Genomic DNA, 25,771 nt, shown 5'->3' with positions numbered 1-25,771 from the left:
CCGGTTAACACAGAGAATTGAGGAGCAGATCATGATTGAACAACGCCTGTCAGAACAACGTGGTGTCGGTGCACACGGCTGGTTACATTCACACCATACTTTCTCGTTTGCCAACTATTGGGATCCGAAACAGGTAGGTTTCTCCGACCTGTTAGTCATCAACGATGATCGGGTAGCGAAAGCGCGTGGTTTTGGTGCACATCCGCACAGCAACATGGAAATTATCTCCTATGTGCTGGAAGGCGCGCTGGAGCATAAAGACTCGATGGGAACGGGTTCGGTGATTGTTCCGGGTGATGTGCAGCTGATGAGTGCTGGCAGCGGCGTGACGCACAGCGAGTTTAACCACTCCAGTGAGGATGGCGTTCACTTCCTGCAAATCTGGGTAGTGCCATCTGAGAAGAACTCACCGCCGGGTTATCAGCAAATCTCGGTACCTGAGAGTGACAAACGTGGCAATCTGCGTCTGATCGTCTCTCCGGAAGGTCAGGAAGGTTCACTGAGCATTCGTCAGGATGTGCGTATCTACGCCGGACTCTTCAGTGCGGGTGAGCAGCAGACCCTGACGCTGGATGATGATCGTTATGCGTATATCCATGTGGCACGCGGCAGCATCACGGTGAATGGCGTGAAATTTAAAGCCGGAGATGGTGCGCGGGTGCGCAATGAAAAAACGCTGACCTTCAGCGAAGGCGATGAGGCCGAGGTGTTAGTGTTTGATTTGCGTCCGCTTGAAGTGAATCATCCGACCCGATAACCATTGGCAAGGTCGGCATCAATGCCGACCTTAAACGTAGGGGGCGAGTTTATTCGCCCCTGACACTGTGACTAGCGTTGCAGAAACGCCAGCAAATCTTCATTCAGCTGATCCTGATGGGTAACCGCGAAACCATGCGGGCCATTCTCGTACACCTTCAGTTCTGCACCCTTAATCATCTCCGCCGCGACTTTGCCGGTGGTGGCAAAGGGGACGACCTGATCGTTGCTGCCGTGAATAACCAGCGTAGGCACGTCAATTTTCTGCATATCCGGGCGGAAATCGGTTTCAGAAAATGCGGTGACGCAATCCAGCGTACCTTTCAATGATGCCAGCAGAGCGATATTCAGCGTCTGCGTCAGCACGCCGTCAGAAACGGTCTGGCCCGCGTTGGTGCCATAGAAAGGCACGGCGAAATCACTGATAAACTGCGCACGATCTTTTCTCAATCCGTCACGGATACCAGCAAACACCGATAAATCCACGCCCTGCGGATAATCTTCGGCTTTACCAAAGATCGGCGTTACCGCGCCCAGCAGCACCAGTCCCGCAACGCGAGCGGTGCCATAGTTGGCGATATAGCGGGTGACGTCGCCACCGCCCATGGAGAAACCAACCAGCGTCACCTCTTCCAGACCGAGGCAGTTGATCAAATCGTTAATGTCGGAAGCGAAGGTATCGTAATCATATCCCTGCCACGGCTGCTCTGAGCGGCCAAAGCCACGACGGTCAAACGCAATAACGCGATAGCCACGTTCCGCCAGGAAATTCATCTGGCTATCCCACATATCCCCATCCAGCGGCCAGCCGTGGCTGAATAGCACCGGCTTACCTGTACCCCAATCTTTAAAATAAATCTGCGTACCGTCTGTGGTTCTGAAAGTGCTCATTGCATGGACCTCTTGTTGATTGAGTTGATTGATATGCCTGGGCGGCCTGTGTCAGACCGGGGCCACCAGATAGCGAACGTCGGGCATGTTTTCGCCCTGATGGAAGGCGTAGACCCGGCTCTGAATCTTGCGGTCGTTCATGGTGTAGCGTTCCTTTTCGCGCAGATGTTCCATCCAGGACCCCACCACAAAGGTTTCGACGAAAATGCCGGGTTGCAGCACGTCTTCATAAATCGACCAGTTGATCGCGCCGCCACGACGCCGTACGCGGCGCATATCCTGCATACAGACGGTAAAATCATGAGCGTCTTCCGGGCGGATCCGATACTCGTAGCTCACCATCACCGGGCCACGATTGTGATGGACCTCGGGCACCGGGTTGTTATCGCTGTCGTTCAGAATCTCAAGATTTAAATCGGGGTCCTGATCGAGCCGCCAGCGCCAGACAGTGGCGCAGGATAAAAACATCCCCACTGCGGCAATCGACAGCGAAACCGGAATCGAGAAATGCGTCGCGAGTTGCCCCCATACGGCGCTTCCTGCGGTCATGGAGCCGAAGAATGCCGTGAGGTACACCGCCAGCGCGCGGGCTTTAACCCATTTGGCAGCACTGCGCTGCGCGCCGAGATTGAGGGTGGAGAGCACGGCAATCCAGGCGAATCCGGTGAAGAATTGGCAGGCATTCAGCCACCAGAAATGGCGGATAAACGCCAGCGCCAGCATGGTCAGAGCAAACATCAGGCTGGCCAGCACCATCAGCCGGTCGGCGCTGAATTTTTTGCGCAATCCCGGCAGTAAAACTGCACCGCAGATGGCCCCGAGGCCGATGCAGGCCAGCATAATGCCGTAGCCGCCGGGGCCAAGTCCCAGTTCACGTCTTGCCACCAGGGGTAACAAGGCCCATCCGGCGCTGCCAAACAGGAAGAAGGCGCAGGTGCGCACCAGCACATTGCGGAAAACCGGTGCTGCATGGACATAGCGCAACCCCACCCGCACCGCAGGGAAGAAGTGTTCCGGTGGCAGCCGCTGGATACTGGGAGCGGCCTTCCAGCGATACAGCACCCAGGCGACCCCGAGCACTGACAACGCATTGAGCAAAAATACCATCCAGGGACCGGCAAACGACAGGATCAGGCCACCCAGCGCCGGACCAATGGCACGGCTGATGTTAATACCGAGAGAGTTCAGAGCGATGGCCGGGCCCAGCTCATTTTTGTTTACCAGGTCAGGCACGATGGCCTGGAAGGGCGGTGAACTCATCGCTGCGCCGGTACTCAATAAAAAAGCGGCAACCAGCAGCACCCAGGGCGTCACCAGCCCAGACCAGGAAAGCAGCGTCAGGCCGGTTGCGGCGATAAATACCCATAGCTGTGAGAACAGCAGATATTTACGACGATCGACAATATCGGCCATTACCCCGGAAGGCAGCGCGAACAGAAACATCGGCAGGCTGCTGGCAGCCTGCACCAGTGCCACCATCAGGGGATCGCTACTGAGCGTCAGCATGCTCCAGTTGACGCCAACATCGTTCATCCATGAACCGATGTTGGACACCACTGTGGCCAGCCACAGCATACGGAAAACGGGTTGTCTCAGGGGTTGCCAGGGTGAAGCGGCTTGCACCGGTACTTCGCTCGGGAGTTCGGCTCCGGCGCTGTGAATATCATTAACCTGTGCCATGGCGCAGCTCCTGCTTTGGCTTCACGCCGATGCGCCAGGCTCCTGGCCCGGTCAACGCCAGCGTGGTAAAGATAATCAGCAGCAACCAGCCAAACTGGCCGTCGGCGATCGACCAGTCCGGGTGAACCACCAGCATCGCCACCAGCAATACGCCAATAATCGGCAGACAGGCCAGACGTGACCACCAGCCGAGGATGATCAGGATCGGGCAGATCACTTCAGCCACGATCGCCGGGATCAGGCTCATATACGGCCCCATACCGAACGGGTCTTCGATACGCGTCAGTTCCTCCTGAAAATGAAACACTTTCGGTAGGCCATGGACATGCAAAAGTAACAGGCTGCCGGTCAGACGCAGGAAAAACAGCCCCAGATCGATCCGGGGCGGGATTGAGAAAAACGATGAAGTCTTCATGATGTTAAAACGCAAAGCAGCTGCAACCGAGCGCGCCCCAGAAGGCGTTATCTTCGGCTACCGGAACATTGGCACCACGCGCAATATCATGCTGGTGGCTGTGGACACCACAGGGGCCGCTACAATGATGCGCCTGCGGCATCATACCTACGCGCGTCATAGCATCCGGCGGCGCACTGCGGTAATGACCAGGCACCTTCACCACCGGTGACCATTCCGGCAACACCGGCAGCGTCGGTGGGGCTTCTGAACTGAAGGATCCGGCGGCATACACCACGTTGCCATCCACCACCGTCAGCACTGACTCAATACCTTTGATTTCCTCTTCCGGTACGCTAAAGAAATCCTTACTCAGCACCGCCATATCTGCCAGCTGGCCGACTTTGATCTGTCCTTTTTTGCCCTGTTCACTGGAGAACCAGGCGCTGCCCTGGGTCCACAACATCAGCGCGGTGTCACGATCGAGGCGGGCATTGACGTCATACATCTGCATGCCGCCCACGGTACGGCCGGAAACCAGCCAATAGAGCGCGGTCCAGGGGTTGTAGCTGGCCACGCGGGTGGCGTCAGTACCCAGACCCACCGGTACGCCGGTTTCGAGCATACGCGCCACCGGCGGGGTATGGCGGGTGGCTTCGATGCCATAACGTTCGGCAAAATATTCGCCCTGGAACGCCATACGATGTTGCACCGCAATGCCGCCACCGAGGGCTTTGATGCGGTCGATATTTTTCTGCGTCACGGTTTCCGCATGATCGAAGAACCAATGCAGACCGTTAAACGGAATATCGCGATCCACTTTTTCAAACACATCCAGCATGCGGCTGATGGATTCGTTGTAAGTGGCGTGCAGACGGAACGGCCAGCGATGTTCCACCAGATGACGCACCACGCGCTCCAGCTCATCTTCCATCCCTGGGGCGAGGTCCGGGCGCGGTTCGAGGAAGTCTTCAAAGTCTGCCGCCGAGAACACCAGCATTTCACCGGCACCGTTATGGCGGAAGTAGTCGCTGCCCTGGCCGGGCGTCAGCATATCGGTCCATTTTTCGAAATCTTCCAGTTCATGACCGGGACGCTGGGTAAACAGGTTATAGGCGATGCGCACCGTCATCTGCTTTTTGCTGTGCAGCTCGGCAATGACTTCATAATCGTCAGGATAATTCTGGAAACCGCCGCCCGCATCGATAGCACTGGTCAGGCCGAGGCGATTCAATTCACGCATAAACTGACGGGTGGAGTTGATCTGCAATTCCAGCGGCAGTTTCGGTCCTTTCGCCAGTGTGGCATACAGGATCATCGCGTTGGGGCGGGCAATCAACATACCGGTTGGGTTACCGTTGCTGTCGCGCTGGATTTCACCCCCTGGCGGGTTTGGTGTGTCTTTGGTGTATCCCACCACTTTGAGTGCGGCGCGGTTGAGCAGGGCGCGATCGTAGAGATGCAGAATAAACACCGGGGTGTCCGGTGCCGCGTCGTTGATCTCCTCCAGCGTTGGCATCCGGCGTTCGGCAAACTGGAACTCAGTCCAGCCACCGACAACGCGCACCCACTGGGGCGACGGGGTACGCAGCGCCTGCTCTTTTAACATGCGCAGCGCATCAGCCAGCGACGGTACGCCTTCCCAGCGCAGTTCCAGGTTGTAGTTGAGGCCGCCACGGATCAGGTGCAGGTGGGAATCATTCAGACCAGGAATGGCAGTATGTCCCTTAAGATCAATCACTTTAGTGCCTTCGCAATGATGCTCCATCACTTCGGCCTCGCTACCGACGGCAAGAAATTTGCCTTCACGAATCGCCACGGCGACAGCCACCGGGTTGGCGCGGTCAACGGTGTGGAATTTACCGTTGATTAAAATCAGCTCTGCTTTACCGAGCGTCACCATAGATCCTCCTGAACTGAGATGTCCGAATAGCAGGACGGGAAATGCGCGCTGTCGCAGGGCGTCAGAGCACCATCAGCTCAGGATTATGGTAAGCGGGGAGAAACGCCGTCTAGTTATACAAAGGGATACCTATACGTTCGTATACTTATACACAGAGATAATAGTCCGGTCATGTAATGCCCCCTAAACTCCGATCTGACAGTGACCAACCGGTGACTGCCACTTTTGCTCCGTATTTATGTTCGCGGAAATCCAGTTACTAACCTCAATGGGTACATTCATGTCCAACTCTAAGCTTGAAGTTCTGACCCCGCATAACAGCCAGATTATCTTTATCGATCAGCAACCGCAGATGGCGTTTGGTGTGCAGTCAATCGATCGTCAGGTGCTGAAAAATAACACGGTCGCGCTGGCGAAAGCGGCGAAGGTATTTAACATTCCGACCATCATCACCACGGTCGAAACCGAGAGTTTCTCTGGCTATACCTACCCTGAACTGCTGGACGTGTTCCCGGGGCTGGATATCCTGGAACGTACTTCCATGAACTCATGGGACGATCAGAAAGTCCGTGATGCGCTGGCCGCTAATGGGAAGAAAAAAGTGGTGGTTTCCGGCCTGTGGACCGAAGTGTGTAACAACAGCTTCGCCCTGTGCGCCATGCTGGAAGGCGGCTATGAAATCTACATGGTGGCGGATGCCTCTGGCGGCACCTCAAAAGAAGCCCACGACTATGCCATGCAGCGCATGATCCAGGCTGGGGTGATCCCGGTAACCTGGCAGCAGGTGATGCTGGAGTGGCAGCGTGACTGGGCGCATCGTGATACCTATGACGCTGTAATGAAGATTGCCAAAGAGCATTCTGGTGCCTACGGCATCGGCGTTGATTACGCTTACACCATGGTGCACAAAGCGCCATCACGTCAGGAAAGCGAACATCGCACCCTGGCGCCGGTTCCGGCACGTTAATTCCCTTGCGATGACCGGCACTCTGATGTGCCGGTCTCAGGAGGATCATGATGAATCCTTTGATCATTTCTCTGGGGGCAGGCGTATTGGTTGGCTTGTTCTATGCACTGCTCCGGGTCCGTTCACCCGCACCACCGGCAATCGCGCTCATCGGTTTGCTGGGTATGATTATTGGCGGGCAGCTGATTCATCTGGTGAAGCCAGTGCAGCAGACCGCCGCGGTTGCAAGCCACGTCGATAAGAGATCCTGACCATGCTGAAGTCATATGTTATTTCGCTGGTGGTGGGTATGCTGGCGGGCGTGATTTATGGTCTGATAGATGTCAATTCCCCTGCGCCGCCAGTGATCGCGTTGCTGGGATTATTTGGCATGCTGGTGGGGGAGCAACTGGTCCCGCTGGCGCAACGCCTGATCCGTCGCCAACCGGTAACCCTGGCCTGGTTCCGCCATGAATGTGTGCCCAAAATCAGTGGCACGCCACCACCTGGTGGAGAAAAGGGACCCTAAGGAATATCCTCACGTACGCGTGAGGATTATCAGAGGATTACAGCATGACGCTACCACAGCACATTGTTATCGTTGATGATGAACGCTCAGTCCGTAATGGCCTGAGCAATTTACTGCATTCTGACGGATACACCACCAGCCTGTATGAATCGGGCGAAGAACTCCTCCAAAACGATTCAGCATTAACCGGCGCGGTTATGCTGATCATCGACGTCAGATTGAAAGGAATGAGCGGTTTTGAACTTTACTCACTCCTGAAACAGCAATCCGTGGCTCTGCCCGTGATTTTCATCTCTGCCGATCAGGAAGAATCCGTGCAGTGGTATGCGATCGCGTTGGGTGCGCTCACCTTTTTGCGAAAACCCATTGATGTTGATACGCTCCTGACCATTATCCGTAGCGAACTGTCGCAGGGGGAAACACCATAATGGGCATTATCTCTGTGCCGCAGGAAGGTAACGACGAAGCGAAGATCATCCTGCCGGAAGAGATAATGCTGACCCCGCTGGCGCAGGATGGCATGCCTGGTTGATGGGGCGATTTGCTGCCGGTGAAACCGTGCTGATCGCCACTGCCGCCAGTGACGAGGTGGCATTTCAGGCGACGCAGTTATTAAAAAACGAGCTGGCGCTGGCCCCGCATCTGGCTCCGCGCTGGGCGGTGAAACCGGCGGGCTTTACCCGTCACCAGGGTCATTATGCGCTGGTGTATCCGCAGTTTCCTTATCGAACACTGGCGGGGATTATCGGGATGCCGCCGGAGCAGATCGCGGATTATTTGCGCAATGCGATTCAGCTATGTTTGCCATTGAGTCAGGCCCATCATCAGGGGATTGTGCACGGCGATATCAAACCCGCCCATCTGTTTCTGAATAACGACGGTTCCTACCGTCTGGGTGGCTTTGGGCTGGCCTCCGTCACCGTCGATTCCCAACTGAAAAATTCGCTGCGCGCGTCGGGCGGCACGCTGGCTTACATGTCGCCGGAACATACCGGACGTACGCCTTATCCGGTCAGCAACCTCAGCGACCTCTACAGTCTGGGCGTGGTGTTATATGAAATGCTCACCGGCAGGCTGCCGTTTGGTTCGCCCCAGGCGGGGCAGGCTGAGTGGATCCACCATCATCTGGCGACCGCGCCACGTCCACCAGAATCAATTCGCCCGGATGTCCCGGCGATGCTGTCGGCCATCATCCTGCGTCTGCTGGCAAAATCGCCCGCCGATGGTTATCAAACCATTGACGGCTTGCTGGCCGATCTGCGGCGCTGCAAGGCGACGCTGACGCAAGAGGGCACCATCGCCCCTTTTACCCTGGGTTTGCAGGAACGTTTCACGACGAATTATCGTATTGAAACGCTGTTTACCGGCCATCCACAGGCGCGGGAGTTACTGAACGCACTGGAGGAGGCGCAGTACAGCGGTACCCATCATCTGGTGATGATCGGCGGTGCGCCGGGATCAGGGAAGTCTGCCATCATTGCCTCGGCGCTGAAAAAGCTACAACACAAGCCCATTTTGTTGACGGTCGGCAAAGCCGATCAACATTCCCCCAAAGTGCCATATTCCGCGCTGAGCGCCGCCTTCCGTACCCTGACGTTGTATCTGCTCGGCCTGCCCGCGGCGGATGTACGGGTGTGGCGGACGCGCTTAACACGAGCGTTGGGCCATGATGTCGAGCTGGCAATTGAACTGGTGCCGGAACTGCGCCAGTTGCTGGGTATTTCGCAACCTGTGGTCAGCACCGATCCGTTAATCGATGCGCGCGAACGTTTTCACCAGATGGCTTGTGCATTAATCAAGGCATTTGCCTCATCAGGTAAACCGCTGGTGATGTTAATTGATGACGTGCACTGGGCAGATCAGGCCAGCCTGCAACTGCTGGAGACGGTGTTTCAGCGTAACGAACATCTGCCGTTTTTACTGGTGATCGCGCATCGCGATGCCGAGTCGATGCCTTGTCGGCAGGTGGCCGGTTTTCTGGCACGCATCCAGAGTGCCGCAGCACGTATCACCCAGCTGACACCGCAGCCGCTTAACGTCAAAATGGTCGCCCGCTGGCTGGCGGGTATGTTGCATACCCGTACCAGCGGCACCAGCGAGCTGGCCCAGCTGATCCATGAGAAAACCGGTGGTAATCCGCTATTCCTGCAAGAGTTTTTTAAACAGGCTATCGATGACGGGCTCATCTTTTACACCAAAGATCCGCTGAAATGGCATTACGACCAGAGTGCGTTGCAGGCGCGTCAGTATACCGATAATGTCGCCAGCCTGGTGGTACGCCAGCTGGAGCGCATGCCTGAAGCGACCCGGCAACTGCTCGGCAGCCTGGCCTGTCTGGGGGGAAATGGTCAGCTGGCGCTGCTCAGCCAGATCCTGGGGGCTGGTCAGCGCAAAATTCAGGAGCGGCTGCGACCTGCCATCGCCGCAAAGTTTATTACCATCGTCAACGATGAATACACCTTCACTCACGATCGCGTCCATGATGCAGCCTTTTTGCTGATTGGTTTTAAGCAAAAGTTACGCATCCATCAACAGGCCGCCTGTCTGCTGGCAGAGTGTGCGCCGCGCGCCGAAGGTAACGAAACGCTGTTTCGCGCAGTGCACCATATTGCGATGGCGGCGGATGTGCCGATGCCCCCGGCACAAAGCCGCAATTACTTTCGCCTCAGCCTTACAGCGGCGCAGCGCGCCAAACGTGCTGGCGATTACGCGTCGGCGTTACGCTATCTGCAAACGGCCCGCGCGCTGGATCAGCAACAACCCACCTCTGACCATTTTTTACTGGGCTTCGAGGAAGCGGAGTGCCAGTTCCTGCAGGGCAATCTCAGCGCAGCACAGGCCCAGTGCACTGTACTGCTGGGGATGCCGGGCAGCCTGACGGAGAAATCGGCGGCGGCTTGCCTGTCGGCTGAGATCCATATGCGGCAGTCAGACAACTATCTGGCACTGGAAACCGCGCTGGCCTGGCTGGCGGTGTTCGGTGTGCATTTCAATCGCTATCCGGATGAGGATGAGTGCAACGCGGCCTGGTACGCACTGAAAGCGCGCCTGGGGCCGGATCCGTCCATCACCCTCGGTACGTTGCCGCTGATGGCGAACCGCGAAAAAGAGTCGGTGCTGAACCTGATGGCCAGCACCATTTTTGCTTCCTCTTATGACTGCCCGCAGTTGCACCTGCTGCTGGTGTGCAAAATGCTGGATATGACGCTGGACCACGGTATCAGTGGTGCGTCGGTGTTTGGCCTGTCATGGTTTAGCGTACTGATCACCGATCGCTACCAGGAATACCACTACGGCTTTAAATCCGGCATGTTAGCCACGCAGCTGGCCGAAAAGCACAACTTTGTGCGTTTTAAAGCGCGCACGTTGTTGCCGCTCGATCAGGTGGGGATCTGGACGCAGCCGCTGGCCTTCGCAATCGATTACGCGAAAAAAAGCTTTAACGTTGCGCTGGCGCACGGCGATAAATCCTTTGCCTGCCTGTCGTTACGTCATCAGGTGATGAACTACCTGACGCGCGGTGATCACCTGGAGTCGGTGCAGACCACCATCGAACGTGGCCTGGCCTTTACGCAAAAATCTTTTTATCCCGATGTCGAAAACGTGCTGCTGATGCAGAAGCATTTTGTCATCCATCTGCGTGGCAGCAGCCATACCAAATTCAGCGGTATCGATCTCTATCCGACACAACTTACCGGCAGCGAGCCTGGGCCGGTGTCCGGTCCTAAAGCAATGGTGCTGTTCTGGTCATATTTGTATCGCGGTATGGCGCATTTTTATGCGGGCGAATATGCCCTGGCCTTGCCCTGTTTCGCCGAGGCGACGCAGCTGATAAGCGCCGTGCCTGGCTATATCTATCTGCTGGATTTACATTTCTTTAGCGCATTGAGCCTGACGGTGCCGCTGTCTGCCGGGCAGGCGACCGCCAAAGTTCATCAACAGGCCCACGACCATTTTGACAAGATTGTCCAATGGTCGGTGCTTAATCCCGAGCTGTTTGCCGATAAAGCCGCACTGATCGCGGCGGAACTTGCCCGCCTGCGCGGTGAAGTGGGCGAGGCGTTAAGCCAGTACGAGATGGCGATTAATTTGTCACGCAAGTCAGGTTATCAGCACATCAACGCACTGGCTTACGAGCTGGCGGGGTATTGCGCCAAAGGCTGGAAACTCGACGTGCCTGCCGATGCCTATTTAAAAGGGGCGATCAGCGGCTGGGAAAACTGGGGCGCACAGGCCAAGGTACGCCAGCTGGAACAACGCTATCCGCAGCTGGCGACGCAAAAACAGAGCAACGCGTTCACCACCATTCCCTTTGCAGACGAATCCATTCGTGACCTCGAAAGTGTGGTGACAGCGGTACGCGCCCTGACGGAGGAGATCAATCTTGACCGTCTGATCCATATTCTGATGCGGATGCTGCTGGAGCGCGCCGGGGCGCAGCGTTGCCTGCTGATTCGCGTGCTGGACGGCAATGTCCCGGAAACGGAAGCCTGGGCCGAAGCCAATGCCGATGGCGTTAAAGTCAGAATTGTCAAAGAACGGCCAGCCGCCACCGATTTGCCGCTGTCGGTACTTTCCGCGGTGATCCGCACCGGGCAGGAGATTCGTACCGGTAAACCGGAAGATTTCAGTCCCTTCAGTCAGGACCCTTATCTGGTTTCTTCCGGCGCAGCCGTGATGTGTGTGCCGATGTTCAAGCAGGCCAATATGGTTGGGGTGTTATATCTGGAAAACCGGCTGATGCCGGATGTGTTCACCGCCGAGCAATCGCATATCGTCAAAACCCTCAGCGCGCAGGCAGCAGTATCCATTGAGACTGCGCGCCTGTATGCCGAATTGCTTGAGGAGAACATTCACCGCAGACGCGTGGAGAAGCAGCTGCGCGCCAGCCAGACCTCCCTGATGATGGGGGAGAAAATCAGCCATACTGGCACCTGGAGCTGGGATATCGGGCAGGACCGGCTGTCCGTGTCGGATGAGTATATGCGTATTCTCGGTCTGCCCGAGCAGCAGCAAAGCTGGTCGATGGCGGATTTCATGACCGTTGTGCACCCTGACGACTTTCAATGTATTAATGACCTGGTGCGCGACAGTGTGCAGAACGGCATCAGTATGCAGGCGGAATTTCGCATCATCCGGCCAAATGGCGAAAATCGTTATATCAAAGGAATTGGCGATCCGGTGGAGAACTGGCCGGAAGTCAAAGAATATTTTGGCACCATTTCCGACATTACCGTACAACGTCGGGCAGAGGATGCGGCGCGTATGGCACAGGCCGATCTCGCCCGGGTTTCGCGCGCCACCACTGTAGGGCAGTTAACCGCCTCGATCGCGCATGAAATCAACCAGCCATTAATGTCGATCGTGGCCCATGCCGGTGCCAGCCAGCGCTGGCTGAAACGCGAACCCCGGCATATCGAGAATGCCTGTTTCAGCCTGGACGAGATTTTGCAGGAAGGAAAACGCGCAGGTGACATTATCCGGGGCCTGCAGGCGTTAACCCGCAAACATGACTCGGTATTTGCTAAAGCGAACCTGCATTTGATTGCGCGCGATATTCTGGCATTGTCACGCGCGGAGATTGAAAGAAAATGGATCTCGCTGGAGCTGAAACTGCATGCCGATTGTGCCGAGGTGTATTGTGACCGCATCCAGATTCAGCAGGTGCTACTGAACCTGGTGGTGAATGCTATCGATGCCATGACCGATATTGACCAGCGTCCACTGATTCTGACGCTGGCAACCTCCAATCCCACCCCCGACACCATTCGCTTTGAAGTGCGGGACAGCGGATCGGGTATCCCGGATGAGGTGCGGGAACATATCTTTGATTCGTTCTATACCACCAAAAAGGAAGGGATGGGAATGGGGTTGACGATAAGCCAGGGCATCATTAAAAAGCACTGCGGCGAATTGCGCGGGGAAAACCTGGCTGACTATGGCAGCCGCTTCTGGTTTACCTTACCCGTCGAGCCGCCAGCCAGTGCTTAACCCTTAACGACGGCGCGTGCTGAGAATGTTCAGCCGTTCGGCAGCACGCACCAGGTCAGAAAGGGAACGGACATTCATCTTTTCCATCACCCGGCGTTTATGCACCTTGGCGGTAATTTCACTGATGCCCATCTCCGCAGCAATCTGCTTGTTCAGCAGGCCACTGATTGCCAGCATCATGACTTCGCTTTCCCGCGGGGTCAGTGACTGATGGCGAACCGTCATGTCATATTTTTCCTGTGAAGAAACCAGGTTTTCTTCCGCGATCAACAGCGCTTCTGCCACCGCCTGTAATATCCGCTCCGGATCGACCGGTTTGGTCAGGAATTCACAGGCACCGGTTTTCATCGCTTTAACGGTAACAGGAATAGTGCCGAACCCGGTGAGGAAAATGGTAGGAATAACATAACCGCGCTCATTTAAGGTATTTGCTACGGCAAAGCCATCCGCACCCGGCATATTAATATCCAGAATCAGACAACTGGGAACGGCGTTGAAGGTGTGATCAAGAAATGCCTGAGCAGTGGAAAAAACAATAACGTCATAATCTTCTGAACTGAGCAGATTACTCAGGGCAGATCTTACCGATTCGTCATCATCTACAACATAAACTAAGTGATTCATAGAAGGACTCTTCTCAACCTGAATTTCACGGATGTTTAAACGTTGTGCTTAATATCCAATATACTGCGAAAAGACACAGGTTCAACCTGTGTAAAGATGTAGGGGTGTTAGCATAATGCCGGATGTTATCACAATAAGTCTGATTATCATCAGCGAATGTTGCAATGTGAAGATAAGGCATAACTTATTGACCCGAATGGTTAATTATTGATCGGAATTCAATCTGCCGATTAAAAGAGCGGTATACGTTCAAACTTTTTGCGATATTCGCGCGGGCTCAGTGTGCGGTGCTGGCTAAATATGCGCGAGAAGTAGAGGGGATCACCGTAGCCGACTGCGCGTGCCACCTGGGCAATCGGCAACTGGGTTTGCTGCAACAAATCACAGGCGCGTGAAACGCGCTGGCGCTCACGCCAGCCATAAATGGTATGTCCCATCTCTCGCTTGAACAGATGCGCCAGCCGGGAAGGGGATAAAAACGTCATCTGTGCCAATTGTTCCACCCGCGTCTCTTCGGCCAGATGTTCATTGATGTAATGGCAGACTGTCTGGATACGTGGGTCACGGTTATGACGGTTGCTGGTGGGTTGCCGCTGGAATGCATCCAGAATAATACGTTCCAGCGTGTTCATTGCTATCGCTTCTGCCAGCGGCTCTGCTGCGGCATTCCAGTGAATAACCTCTTTAAACAGCTGCACCATGTGCTGCAACAGGGGCGTATCGCCGCATGCCATACGGCCTATCTGCCCCAGGTTTCGATCCCAGTGTAACCAGTCGATCCAGTAGGGGCGAGGCACAAAATAAATCCACAAATGATCCCAGGCGGGGCTTTCTTTAGCGCGACCGTAATGATGCAGCACCCCCGGCGGAAACAACAACATCTCTCCCTGCTGGCAACGGAATTCTCCGTCAGCGTGATGAATAATGCCTTCACCTTTTAGCGTGATATTGAGCAGATAACCTTTCATCCCCTGGGGTCGGTGAATAAAGAAGTCGAGCTTGCTGCCGGGGCTGATTGGCGTATATCCCGACACCATAAAGGCGTTAAAGGTGAAACTTTTCACCAGCGGGGAGAAATTCATCATGTCGGCATCGCTCAACTCAACCATCTGCATCATTCCTGCGAATTAGAGTGCGGGAAGTATAACGACGCCCCCCGTCAGAATCGCTGAGCAGAGGGCGCTTTTGCGGCGTGGCGCAACTTTAGTGTTGTAGCGGCTCCCGAACCACCGGCGTCATGACCGGATTATTTTGCTGATAGCGGCCCGCTGCCAGGTCCTGTGCCACCTGGTGATAGAAATCATCCAGTTTGTAGAAATAAAGCAGCCCGAAGTTGAGTAGCGCCAGCAAGAGCGGGAAAAAGATAAACAGAAACTCGATAGTGTTCAGCACTGACGCTGATTGTACGGCATTGCCGCCGCTGACAAATCCGACTGCGCCAAGTACCCAGCCGACACTGGCGGTACCTAACCCCATGCCCAGTGTCTGCCCGAGGGTACCGGCACTGAACAAAATGCCCTCAATACGTAACCCGGTACGCCATTCTCCGTAGTCAATGGTATCGGCCAGCAAGGCAAACATGGTGGCCCCAATGCCACAGAAGCCGACGCTGCGCACGGCAGTGGCGATGATCACAAACAGCGCATCCTGTTTATTCAGCAACGGGATCAGATAGGCGACCGAGCAGACCAGTAAACCCAGCATCGCCAGACGCCGCTTACCCAGTTTTTTCAGCAACAGCGGGATGATCATCAGGGTCAGCAGACCAGGGATGTATTGCGCCATGCTGATATAAGCAATCAGGGAGACATCGCGCAGAATGTATTTCGAATAATATACCCCCACGGCGGAGAGTGCGGTCAGGCTGGTAAAGGTAATCAACAGATAGAAAAAGATCATCAGCCAGTAACGGTTCGCCAGCATGGAACTCCCCACCTGACGTACATTGATGCGCTGGCTGTTGTCACTGCGCACCGGCTGGACACGTTCACGCGTCCCCAACGCCGTCAGGAACAGACAGAGCGCGGTAAAGAAACCAAAGAGGGCAAACACGATGATCCAGGAGGTACTGCTGTTGCCGAAGTGCGCGACCAGCGGCAGGGTGAACACGCCGACTGTCAGCGAGCCACAGGTCGATAGCCCCTTACGGAACACACTCAGGATGCCGCGCTGGTACGCATCACGGGTGATCAACGCCAACAGTGAACCATAGGCGATGTTATTGGCGGTAAAACAAATGTTTGCCAGCAGGTAGGTGATACACACATAAGCCACCTTCAGGCTATCGCTGACATTCGGCACCGTCGCCATCAAAAAGGCCGACAAACCAAAAGGCAGTGCGGTCCACAGTACCCAGGGACGCGCTTTGCCGAGACGCGAACGGGTTTTATCGATGCGGATACCAACAAAGATACAGATCACCCCATCCAGTACCCGGGCGAAGAACATCAGCGAGCCAATCAGCAGGGCGGAGATGCCAACGACATCGGTATAAAAATAGGCGAGGAAGGTTACCATCAGGGTGTAAGTCAGGTTGGTGCCATAATCACCGATGCCAAAGGCCAGGCGTTCAGCGAGGCCAATGCGTTGCAGGTCATCCGTCGGGGTAGCGGTTTTCATTGTGCCTCCTCCAGTTCAACAATCGCGACATCCCAGTCGGCCAGCGTGAGTGTCTCGCCGCGTTGCCAGTGCCGCTGGCGCAACAATTCCCGTCCACGCGTGAATGACAGCGTGACCTGTTGCGGCTGGCTGCTAAAGTTGAGATAAAACAGCACGGTGTTACCGGCACGATTGGTGGCGCGTTTAACCACCACCGGGAAGCGGTGGCCTTCAGCGTCATCGGCCAATCCCAGTCGCTGGCGCAGCGTACATAACACGCTCTCCAGCGCGCCCTCGCTGATGCAGCATCCGATATAGGTGGCGCTGCCACGGCCAAATCGATTGTGAACGATGGCAGCATATTTTCCCCAGTAAGGATGCTGATAACGCGCCCAGATTTCCGCATTCGGGTTCTCCGTTTCCAGTAACTCCATCCAGTGATCAACCCGGGTGGCCTGCGGGGGCAGGTCCAGCACATCCGACTGCAAAGTGACGTCATGTGGTTCGACAAACAACTGATAGCTGGCCCCAATCGCTTCGCGAATTACGCCCGGCTGGCGTTCATGACGCACTTTCAGATGCTGATTGGCAAAACCTGACTTAAACGAATACAGCACATGACCGCCGTCAGCCACGAACCGGTTTAATCGTTGCAGCACGTCATCAGACACGGCATACATCAGTGGCGCGATCAGCAACTGATATCGGCTGATGCGCGGGTCGTCAACGGTGAGAATATCTACCTCGATATTCAGCCGGTAAAGGGCATCATAATAACTGCGGAACAGATCGTTGTACTGATGCTCTTTGTGACGGCCAAACTGGTGCCCCTGATACGGGTGCCAGTCAATGGCGGTCAGGCAGGTATTGCTGACCAGCAGCGCCACCCGATTCTGTTTCTTTAATCCCGCCAGTTGTGGCGACAGCCGGGACAGTGTCTGGCCAATCTGTTGCGCCTCATGGTAAATCGGGTTGGGTTGCAGATCATGGCTGAGCAAGCCCTTCCAGTAGGTTTCATAGGCGTTGTGGAGAGAATGCCAGTGCCAGTAACCGATCATCGCCGCACCCGAGGCAATATGGCTGAACGCCTGTAGGCGCAGCTGCCCGGGGTAAGGGGTCCAGTTTTTGAAGGCCTGCGCCTGGGTTTCCAGCACCAGATAATTATTATCTTTGGTGGTGCGGGCGATATCGCCGGCGAAGGCGATTTCAGCGCCGGTCAGCTGGTGCTGGCTGGGATGATAGATATCGACGCCGGTAATATCGAGCGCGGCAGAAGCGGCGAAATGATCGACTTCGCCACGCAGCCCATATGACCAGGTGCGCCATTCAAAATCGAAGTTATGGGTGATGAACTGCTCTGGCCGCCGGTATTCGCTGACAAGCTCAGCCTGCCAGGCAAGGAATTGTTCAACCAGCTGACGCTGATATTGCTGGAAAGCCGCGCCAAGACTGGCATTGATGGTACTCTCCAGCGGCGGGAAGTCTTCCCAGGCGTCGATACGGTTGCTCCAGTAATCCAGCCCGAACTCCGCATTGAGGCGGCCGAGATCGCCAGCAAACCGCTGCTGCAAATGCCGCACAAAATCACGCTGTACATGCGCACCGCAGGTATCGTAATACTTGGTTTCGTTGTCGATTTGAAAACCTATCACTGCGGGGTGCTGCGCCGTGGCGCGCAGTAATGCGCGGATAATCCGTTCGGCGTAACGCAGATAGATGGGGCTGGTAATATCCATCTTCTGGCGATGACCATATTTGTTCACGCCCTGGGGTGTGGTCGCCATCACGGATGGGTGTTTCTTTGCCAGCCAGCCCGGTATCGCATAGGTGGGGGTGCCGACAATGACCGCAATCTGGCTGGCATGCATGCGGTCCAGCACGGTGAGCACGCTGGAGAAATCAAATTCGCCGTCGTGCCGTTCGAAGGTGCTCCAGGTACTCTCGGCAATGCGCACCACATTGATACCGGCAGCCTTCATCAGGCGGATGTCTTCATCCAGCCGTTCCTCAGGCAAGTATTCGCGATAATAGGCCATACCATACAACAGCTTATCCATCTCATTTCCTCCACTACATGCGTTATGGCGCTACGTTAGCGGAATGAGATGGGCCAAAGATAAAATTTGCTGTCACGAACATAGAGAAACTCGCTCCCACCTTAAGTCCATGAACTGCATCACAAAATGGCACAAGGGTCGGGAAGGAGAAACCAGCCCGGAACGGACTGGTTCAGGAGAGAAGGTCAATCAGGCACGTATAAAGGCAAGCAAATCAGCGTTGATCACATCAGCATGGGTGGTGTGCATCCCGTGGGGAAAGCCGGGATAAATTTTCAAGGTGCTGTCCTGCAGTAGTTCATCCTGCAGCAATGCGGCATCTTTATAGGGCACCACCTGATCGTCATCGCCCTGCATCACCAGCGTCGGGACGGTTATCGCCTTTAAATCTTCCGTCTGATCGGTTTCCGAGAAGGCTTTAATACCATCGTAATGTGCTTTAGCCCCGCCAATCATCCCCTGACGCCACCAGTTCTGAATCGTGCCCTGGGAAACCTGTGCGCCTTCACGGTTGAAGCCATAGAACGGACCTGAAGCCACATCCAGATAGAACTGCGCGCGATTCGCTGCCAGCCCAGCGCGAAAGCCATCAAACACCTCTAATGGTGTACCCTCGGGATTACCCGGTGTTTTCAACATCAGAGGCGGTACCGCGCTAATCAGCACCGCTTTGGCGACGCGGCCCTGTGGCTGTCCATATTGGGCGACATAACGTGCGACCTGGCCGCCACCGGTGGAATGTCCGATATGCACCGCATTATGCAGGTCAAGATGTTCAGCGACTGCTGAGGCATCTGCCGCGTAATGGTCCATATCATGTCCTTCACTGACCTGATCCGACCGGCCATGACCGCGCCTGTCAATCGCGATAACCCGGAATCCTTCTGCCAGAAAGAACAACATCTGATTGTCCCAGTCATCGGCGCTTAATGGCCAGCCATGATGGAAGACAATCGGTTGAGCTTCTTTAGGTCCCCAGTCTTTGAAGAAGATATTCACGCCATCTTTCGTCGTTACAAAAGCCATAGAACAGACTCCTATCAGTTAAGGATTGTTTGAGCTGATGAGTAGCGGCACTGAGGGTGTTAACCCCCGCAACAGTATAGTCGCAGGCACGCAGAAACGACGGCGTATGGCGGGGGGTTATTCGAGGGTGTAGCTGATCAGTTCAGCAGCAGGCTCGATGTGGTTCACATAACGTGCGCTGTCGATTTTATACGATGCGCCAGCCTCTTTAGACTGCATCACCACGCGGGCCTGGGCATCATCCAGCGTTGTGCCGTGGGCTTGTGCAAAGCCTGAGAATGAAAGGAATAGCAGCGTCATGCTGGTGGCAAAAATGTTGATATATTTCATGATAATTTCCTGTGTCGCTCAATTCAGGGGAAGCGTATGCTTCGATTGGGTAAATTGTAAGCACATGGCAGGGGGAACTGAATACCTGATCTCTGGCGGAATCTTTCAGATAATTTGAATGAGGTGTGAGGGAGCGGGTGTGACTTTTTGCTGAAGGATCAATTATATCTTCGTATAGCTATCCATCTGTATAACTTACTTTTTTTCAATTCCTGCTGATAATCGCTTAGACTTCCCCATTACATAGCGAGCGAACCATGAATCATCCCCCTCTGAAGTTTGTCACCCTGACCTGTAGCCTGCGTAGCGGATCGGTCAATGCGGCGATTGCCAGCACATTACCGGAACTGGCTCCCGAGGGCGTGGTTTTTACCGCGCTGGGTTCGCCGGGGGATTTCCCGCATTACAGCATGGACACGGAACTGGCGGGGTTTCCTGCGGCCGTGGTCGCCATGGCAGAAGATATCGCCGAGGCTGATGGCCTGGTGATCATCACCCCGGAATATAACCATTCTATTCCGGGCTTGCTGAAGAATGCCCTCGACTGGCTGTCTCGTGTCAATCCGCAACCGCTGGCCGGAAAGCCCGTGCTGATTCAGTCTGCCTCGCCGGGTAAGTTAGGCGGGGTGCGTGCGCAGCTGCATCTGCGACAGATCCTCGCTTATTTCGATGCCAAAGTGCTGAATAAGCCGGAAGCGATGATTGGCGATGTCGGCCATAAGGTGGTGGATGGCATGCTGGTCGATGAGGACACCAAACGTTTCCTCGCGCGCCAGTTAGTGGCCTTTGCGGAATTTGCCGGCAAATAACCTGATCCTTTCCTTCCCCGAGCGGGCGATGCTGGTGCATCGCCCGTTTTTTTTGCCCCATTCTGGTTCAAATCATCGTAACAAGATCTTCCCTGGCGGCATTTGATCCACTGGAAAATCACAAAAAATAATATTGGCACACTTAATGCTTATACATTGTTGAACAAATAACACCAGAGGCTTTCCACTATGAAAACGATGTTACGCATGGCCTGTCTTGCAGCACCTGTGTTCTTCAGCGTCGCGCAGGCTGCCACCCTTGTGCCTGGCAGCCTGACCATTGGCTCGGACCTGACGTATCCGCCGTATAACTTCTTAAAACAGGATAAACCTGCGGGTTTTGATGCCGAGTTTATTGATCTGATCGCCGCGCCGCTGAAACTGAAACCGGTGGTGAAGGACACCCGTTTTGCCAGCCTGATCCTCGGCTTAAAGAGCGATAAGTTCGACATTGTCGCTTCAACACTCTATGTCACGCCAGAGCGTGCACAGCAGGTGGATTTTCTGCCGTATATGAAAACCGGGGGTTCTTTGCTGGTCACCGCCAGTTCCAGCTTTGCGCCTGAAAAGCCGGAAGATCTGTGCGGCAAACGCGTCGCTTCGATCAAAGGCGGTGCCTGGATTGCGCGTCTGAATAAAGTGTCAACGGACTATTGCCAGCCGAAAGGGCTGGGTGCCATTTCGGTACGCGAGTTCCCGACTTCACCGGAAGCCACTCAGGCGCTGCTGTCGTCAGCGGTGGATGTGCAATATGAAGATGCCGCGGTGGCAAAAGCGACGGTCGAAAAGACCGGGCAGCGTCTGAAAATCTCTTCCCACCAGATGATTTATCCGGTGGTGGTCGGCCTGGCGGTGAATAAGGACAACCCGCAGCTGCTGAACGAACTGAAAACCTCATTCGCGCAGAAGGTGAGTGATGGCAGCTATCGTGCGCTGTTGCAAAAGTACAACCTGCAAATGCCGGACGCGGATGAAATCACCAAAGCATTGGCTGGCACGCTGTAAATAACGGATCGCCCTGGAGGAAGCATGCAATTTGACTGGCCTTACCTGATAAGTTTATTTCATTACGCGGACTTCTGGCGGGCCAGTTGGCTGGTGGTACAACTCAGCGTGCTGACCTGGCTGGGAGGGATCGTTCTGGGGCTGGGTGTGGCACTGGCAAAGCAGTCGCGCCATGCGCTGCTGCGCAATGTGGCTGGCTGTTATATCTGGCTGTTCCGCAGCCTGCCACTGCTGGTGCTGCTGATTTTTATCTTTAACCTGCCACAAATTTTTCCGGCGACCAGCAGCGTGCTGTCCAACCCGTTTGCCGCTGGCCTGCTGGCCCTGATCATCAGTGAGACCGCCTATATTGCGGAGATCCATCGCGGTGGTTTGTTATCAGTCCAGCGTGGGCAGTTTGAAGCGGGAAGGGCGTTAGGATTAAACACCACCCAGATTCGCCTCAGCATCATTATTCCGCAGGCGTTGCGCATCTCGCTGCCCACTCTGGTGAATGAATTTATTACCATCGTAAAGATGACGTCACTGGTATCGGTGATTTCGCTGTCCGAGATTTTGATGGTGGGCGAGCGCCTGTACACCGACAACTTCAAGGTGATGGAAACCATGCTAGCGGTGGCCTGCTATTACGTGCTGATTGTCACCGTGTTTGAGCGTCTGTTTGGCTGGCTCGAACGCCGCTGGGATGTACAAAACCGGACTCCGGCCGCGTTTGATGCCGAGCAGGCACGCGCCAGCTTACCGGCCCCCGAGGCACTGACGCGCAAAAGCCATAGCGCATCGGCCAAACCGATTCTGCAATTACGCGGGATCAGCAAAGCGTTTAACGATAAACCGGTGCTGCGCGATATCAACCTCAGCGTGAAACCTGGCGAGGTGATCTCGATTATTGGTCCTTCCGGCTCCGGCAAAACGACGCTTATCCGTACGGTAAACGGGCTGGAGAAACTCGACCAGGGCAGCGTAGAGCTGCTGGGTCAGGCGTTTATCGAGGCGGGACAGCGTGAGAATGCCTTACCTTACCGTTCGCAGATTACCCGTCTCGGCATGGTGTTCCAGGGGTTTAATCTGTTCCCGCATAAAACAGTGCTGGAAAATTTGCTGCTGGCACCGCGTCTGCACAATCTGGACAGCCGTGAGGACCTGCATCAACGCAGCCTGGCGATGCTGGATAAAGTGGGAATGCTGGAACATGCCACCAAATATCCGCATCAGTTATCCGGTGGTCAGCAACAACGCGTGGCCATTGCCCGTACGCTGGTCATGAAGCCTGCGGTGGTGCTGTTTGATGAACCGACATCGGCACTTGATCCCGAGCGCGTCAGTGAAGTCCTGCAGGTGATTGAAAAGCTGGCAGAGGAGGGGATCACCATGTTGATCGTCACCCATGAGATGAAATTTGCTTTCGCCATTTCAGACCGGGTGGTGTTTATGGAGCAGGGGCGTATTCAGATCGATGCCTCACCCGCAGAGATTCGCCAGATGCGCGATCACCGGATTTCGCGCTTTATCGATGATATGGCCACGGCCTGAGGTCAGCATATGAAAGGAATAGCCGGGGAAACCCGAACCTTAACCATTGAAATACCAGAACATATTGATTTATCTGGCTTGCCCGCGTTCGAGCGTATTTCGATTCTGCTGCGGGAAAATATTATCAGCGGCAACCTGGTGGCCGGGCAGGCGCTGGGTGAAATCGAACTGGCGGCGTTATGTGACAGTTCCCGCAATACGCTGCGGGAAGCGCTGCGTTTCTTACACGGCGAAGGGTTAGTGAATTATCACCAGAATCGCGGGGTGTTTGTTCGCCAGCTGGATAAGCGTGATGTGCGCGATATTTTCAAAGCGCGCCGTCATCTGGAAGTGCTGGCGCTAACCGTAAACAGCCCAGTCAGTGACTTTCATCTGACGCGCATGGCGCAGCATCTGGACAAGGCTGCTCAGGCGGCGGCCGAGGAGCAGTGGCGCAGCGTGGGTACCCATAGCCTGCGTTTTCATCAAAGCATCGTACAGATGTTGGGTTGCTCCAGATTTAACGATTTTTTCAGCGTCTTGCTGGCGCAGTTACGTCTGCTGTTTTGCAGCGGTGCTGGCGAGCGTGATTTTCAGCTGCCGTGGATTGCCCGCGATCGTCAGATCCTGACATTGCTGGGCGAGCATCAAACCGCAGCCGCATGCCAGGCGCTCATTGATTACCTCGACTATTCCGAGCGCCAGCTGACCACCACTTTTAGTCATCCTATTTCTCATGGAGAATCATACTGATGTCGAATTATCCTGCCGCTTACCAGAGCACATCCGGCTCTGCATTAGATGTTGATCGCCAGTTTTATCAGGCACTGGCCGAGGGACCGCGTGAGCTTACCGCCTCCCATTTGATCCCGATTCGTACCGGTTTTGCCTGGGAAGTGCCAGCCGGGCATCTGTTCCGTATTACCACGCCGGAAGGTCCGCAGGTCGGGGATTTGAATATCTGGAACCGCCGCGATCCGCGCGAGAGAATGTGGGTGTCCCGCACACGGCAGCTACAACGCGCGCATCTTTCGACTTACGATCGCCTGTGGTCCAATTTACCGTTTATCCGCCCGATGGCGACCATTACTGCTGATTCGCTGGCGGATTATGGCATCGACAGCGATGGTGGCCGGGTGCATGATTTGCTGGGAACGCGTTGCGATCCTTACGTCAACAAGCTGCTAACCGGTGAAGATTTCGATTTCCATTGCCATTCCAATCTGGTGCGTGCTGTACAGCCGTATGGTCTGACTGAGTTTGATGTTCACGATGTGATGAATGTTTTCCAGTGCACCGGCCTGAACGACGATGACCAATACTTTATGAAAGCCTGTCCGGCGAAAAAGGGCGATTACCTGGAGTTCTTCGCTGAGATTGACCTGCTGTGTGCGTTATCCACCTGTCCGGGCGGCGATCTGTCATTGCCGATGTGGGGCGACGAAGCGGAAGATACGCTGAAAGTTTGCCGTCCGCTGGGGGTAGAAATTTACAAACCGCAGGCTGAGTTGCTGGCTAACTGGACATCGCCGGTATCACCGGATTACCGGGGTAACCATGGTATGCAGCTGAAGCCCGTCAGCTGGTAATTGCCAGATAAAAAAACCAGCTGCATCAGCTGGTTTTTTATTACCGGGTCAAAGTCAGCTGGCAGTGGCGGCGATTACCAGCTCATCATTTCACCTGGTTATCGTTCTTTTCTGCTGTCACACCAAAGTACCTACAATGTATATTATGTTAAATGCGATATCCGTACATCCTCCGGACCGCGCCGCTACGGCAAAATTCCTTCTCCATTACCCTGCTCGGGTCCGGGATAAATTAATTAACGGGCCAATGCTACACTTCAAAAATATCCACCTTGCCACCCACAAGATGATACATGCTGCCCACAATTTTAATTTTCTTCTCTTCTTCGAGTTTTTTCAGTACCGGGCTGTTTTCGCGAATATTCCCGACCGTCAGCTCAACATTTTTACGGGCCACCGCGTCAACAAAATCATAATTGCTTCCTTTACGTTCACCACTGTATTCCGTTTTCTCAATGGCGGGTTTTATCTCATCCAGCAAACCCGTCAGGTTTCCAAGCTCGGCGTTATCAATAGCCCCGCGAACCGCACCGCAACTGGTGTGCCCCATAACCAGTACCAGTTTCGCCCCGGCTACTGCGCAGGCAAACTCCATGCTACCGAGTATGTCCCGATTGCTGATATTACCTGCCACACGCGCGTTAAATGTTTCTCCGATACCTGCATCGAGAACAATTTCAGCCGGTGCACGCGAGTCTATGCAACTGAGGATCACGGCAGCCGGATACTGGCCTGCCGCACTACTGCGTTTCTGCGCCAGATAATCATGTTTGGTCGGTCGATTCTCACGGAAGCGAAGATTGCCCTGCCTGAAATGCTCAATCACTGAATCCGGTGTCATCGCATCACGTTGTTCTTTGCTGAGGGAGGCAGCAAAGGCGATAGAAGGCACGGTTAAGCCGGTTAGCCCTGTGACGGAAAGTGCGGAAATAGCGAGAGCGTGTTTCAGTATTACCCGACGTGACGGTTGATACGGTTTATCTTTTCCCATCATGTACTCCTCTCAAAAATTACCTTACCGAATGGCCCCCTGCCTGGCAGGAAAGCCATAATCTGAGTCAGTATTTACTCATCGTCTGGTATTAGTTTGTTAGCGGCTTAAGCCTCGTCGCACAGGGAGGGATTCATCGC

At 54.8% G+C, this 25,771-nt stretch carries 22 protein-coding genes; 11 read left to right on the top strand and 11 right to left on the bottom strand.

What is annotated here, in order from left to right; genetic code table 11:
* Positions 1-31 precede the first annotated feature (31 nt).
* Positions 32-757, top strand: coding sequence for a pirin family protein (locus AC6I8X_RS10025; RefSeq protein ID WP_313688588.1), 726 nt, complete (start codon positions 32-34; stop codon positions 755-757).
* Positions 758-828: 71 nt separating this feature from the next.
* Here AC6I8X_RS10025 and AC6I8X_RS10020 read toward each other — a convergent pair whose 3' ends face one another.
* The 4 genes from AC6I8X_RS10020 to AC6I8X_RS10005 are packed head-to-tail and all read right to left on the bottom strand — an operon-like array spanning position 829 to position 5,624.
* On the bottom strand, positions 829-1,647 hold the full coding sequence (locus tag AC6I8X_RS10020; protein WP_313688590.1) for an alpha/beta fold hydrolase: 819 nt from the start codon (positions 1,645-1,647) through the stop codon (positions 829-831).
* Between the two features lie 51 nt (positions 1,648-1,698).
* Positions 1,699-3,327 (bottom strand): MFS transporter, encoded by a 1,629-nt coding sequence (locus tag AC6I8X_RS10015; protein WP_497841003.1) that lies wholly within the window; start codon positions 3,325-3,327, stop codon positions 1,699-1,701.
* On the bottom strand, positions 3,314-3,742 hold the full coding sequence (locus AC6I8X_RS10010; RefSeq protein WP_313688593.1) for a DoxX family protein: 429 nt from the start codon (positions 3,740-3,742) through the stop codon (positions 3,314-3,316). The genes AC6I8X_RS10015 and AC6I8X_RS10010 overlap by 14 nt, the downstream gene beginning before the upstream one ends.
* A gap of 4 nt (positions 3,743-3,746) precedes the next feature.
* Positions 3,747-5,624, bottom strand: a complete 1,878-nt coding sequence (locus tag AC6I8X_RS10005) for an amidohydrolase (RefSeq protein ID WP_299453112.1) — start codon at positions 5,622-5,624, stop codon at positions 3,747-3,749.
* 280 nt (positions 5,625-5,904) lie between these two features.
* Between AC6I8X_RS10005 and AC6I8X_RS10000 the strand changes: the two genes are divergently transcribed.
* The 5 genes from AC6I8X_RS10000 to AC6I8X_RS09980 all read left to right on the top strand — a co-directional run bounded on the left by AC6I8X_RS10000 (position 5,905) and on the right by AC6I8X_RS09980 (position 13,090).
* On the top strand, positions 5,905-6,591 hold the full coding sequence (locus AC6I8X_RS10000; protein ID WP_084874831.1) for a hydrolase: 687 nt from the start codon (positions 5,905-5,907) through the stop codon (positions 6,589-6,591).
* 50 nt (positions 6,592-6,641) lie between these two features.
* A complete protein-coding gene (locus AC6I8X_RS09995) occupies positions 6,642-6,842 on the top strand; it encodes a DUF1427 family protein (RefSeq protein WP_313688601.1) in 201 nt (66 codons plus the stop codon).
* A 2-nt stretch (positions 6,843-6,844) separates the two neighbouring features.
* On the top strand, positions 6,845-7,099 hold the full coding sequence (locus tag AC6I8X_RS09990) for a XapX domain-containing protein (protein ID WP_299453109.1): 255 nt from the start codon (positions 6,845-6,847) through the stop codon (positions 7,097-7,099).
* 44 nt (positions 7,100-7,143) lie between these two features.
* On the top strand, positions 7,144-7,527 hold the full coding sequence (locus AC6I8X_RS09985) for a response regulator transcription factor (protein WP_313688597.1): 384 nt from the start codon (positions 7,144-7,146) through the stop codon (positions 7,525-7,527).
* A gap of 103 nt (positions 7,528-7,630) precedes the next feature.
* The gene (locus AC6I8X_RS09980; protein WP_497841002.1) at positions 7,631-13,090 is read left to right on the top strand and encodes an ATP-binding sensor histidine kinase; all 5,460 of its coding nucleotides are present in this window, start codon (positions 7,631-7,633) and stop codon (positions 13,088-13,090) included.
* 3 nt (positions 13,091-13,093) lie between these two features.
* On the opposite strand, the gene AC6I8X_RS09975 is transcribed toward AC6I8X_RS09980, so the two are convergent.
* The 6 genes from AC6I8X_RS09975 to AC6I8X_RS09950 all read right to left on the bottom strand — a co-directional run bounded on the left by AC6I8X_RS09975 (position 13,094) and on the right by AC6I8X_RS09950 (position 19,725).
* A complete protein-coding gene (locus AC6I8X_RS09975) occupies positions 13,094-13,714 on the bottom strand; it encodes a response regulator transcription factor (RefSeq protein ID WP_299453104.1) in 621 nt (206 codons plus the stop codon).
* Between the two features lie 230 nt (positions 13,715-13,944).
* Entirely contained in the window at positions 13,945-14,823 is an 879-nt protein-coding gene (gene araC / locus AC6I8X_RS09970) for an arabinose operon transcriptional regulator AraC (RefSeq protein ID WP_313689081.1), read from the bottom strand.
* A 94-nt stretch (positions 14,824-14,917) separates the two neighbouring features.
* The gene (locus tag AC6I8X_RS09965) at positions 14,918-16,333 is read right to left on the bottom strand and encodes an MFS transporter (protein WP_497841001.1); all 1,416 of its coding nucleotides are present in this window, start codon (positions 16,331-16,333) and stop codon (positions 14,918-14,920) included.
* Positions 16,330-18,369, bottom strand: coding sequence for a beta-galactosidase (locus tag AC6I8X_RS09960; protein WP_497841000.1), 2,040 nt, complete (start codon positions 18,367-18,369; stop codon positions 16,330-16,332). Before AC6I8X_RS09960 ends, AC6I8X_RS09965 begins: the two co-directional genes overlap by 4 nt.
* A 189-nt stretch (positions 18,370-18,558) precedes the next feature.
* A complete protein-coding gene (locus AC6I8X_RS09955; protein WP_313685557.1) occupies positions 18,559-19,395 on the bottom strand; it encodes an alpha/beta fold hydrolase in 837 nt (278 codons plus the stop codon).
* Between the two features lie 117 nt (positions 19,396-19,512).
* On the bottom strand, positions 19,513-19,725 hold the full coding sequence (locus AC6I8X_RS09950; RefSeq protein ID WP_497840999.1) for a DUF1471 domain-containing protein: 213 nt from the start codon (positions 19,723-19,725) through the stop codon (positions 19,513-19,515).
* 257 nt (positions 19,726-19,982) lie between these two features.
* Here AC6I8X_RS09950 and AC6I8X_RS09945 point away from each other — a divergent pair, with 257 nt between their 5' ends.
* The 5 genes from AC6I8X_RS09945 (at position 19,983) to AC6I8X_RS09925 (ending at position 24,640) form a co-directional block, all read left to right on the top strand.
* The gene (locus tag AC6I8X_RS09945; RefSeq protein ID WP_497840998.1) at positions 19,983-20,534 is read left to right on the top strand and encodes an NADPH-dependent FMN reductase; all 552 of its coding nucleotides are present in this window, start codon (positions 19,983-19,985) and stop codon (positions 20,532-20,534) included.
* A gap of 189 nt (positions 20,535-20,723) precedes the next feature.
* Positions 20,724-21,539, top strand: a complete 816-nt coding sequence (locus AC6I8X_RS09940; RefSeq protein ID WP_497840997.1) for an ABC transporter substrate-binding protein — start codon at positions 20,724-20,726, stop codon at positions 21,537-21,539.
* A 24-nt stretch (positions 21,540-21,563) separates the two neighbouring features.
* Positions 21,564-23,072, top strand: coding sequence for an amino acid ABC transporter permease/ATP-binding protein (locus AC6I8X_RS09935; protein ID WP_313685562.1), 1,509 nt, complete (start codon positions 21,564-21,566; stop codon positions 23,070-23,072).
* Positions 23,073-23,081: 9 nt separating this feature from the next.
* A complete protein-coding gene (locus AC6I8X_RS09930; protein WP_313685563.1) occupies positions 23,082-23,804 on the top strand; it encodes a GntR family transcriptional regulator in 723 nt (240 codons plus the stop codon).
* A complete protein-coding gene (locus AC6I8X_RS09925; protein ID WP_310616285.1) occupies positions 23,804-24,640 on the top strand; it encodes an urea carboxylase-associated family protein in 837 nt (278 codons plus the stop codon). The genes AC6I8X_RS09930 and AC6I8X_RS09925 overlap by 1 nt, the downstream gene beginning before the upstream one ends.
* Before the next feature lie 250 nt (positions 24,641-24,890).
* Here AC6I8X_RS09925 and AC6I8X_RS09920 read toward each other — a convergent pair whose 3' ends face one another.
* Positions 24,891-25,631 carry a carbonic anhydrase gene (locus tag AC6I8X_RS09920; protein WP_313685582.1) on the bottom strand — a complete coding sequence of 247 codons (741 nt, stop codon included), beginning with the start codon at positions 25,629-25,631 and terminating at the stop codon, positions 24,891-24,893.
* Positions 25,632-25,771 lie beyond the last annotated feature (140 nt).

It is taken from the genome of Pantoea sp. X-Soil-TKNS-1280 (assembly GCF_059730475.1).
This window is presented reverse-complemented; position numbering and strand designations above follow the sequence as displayed.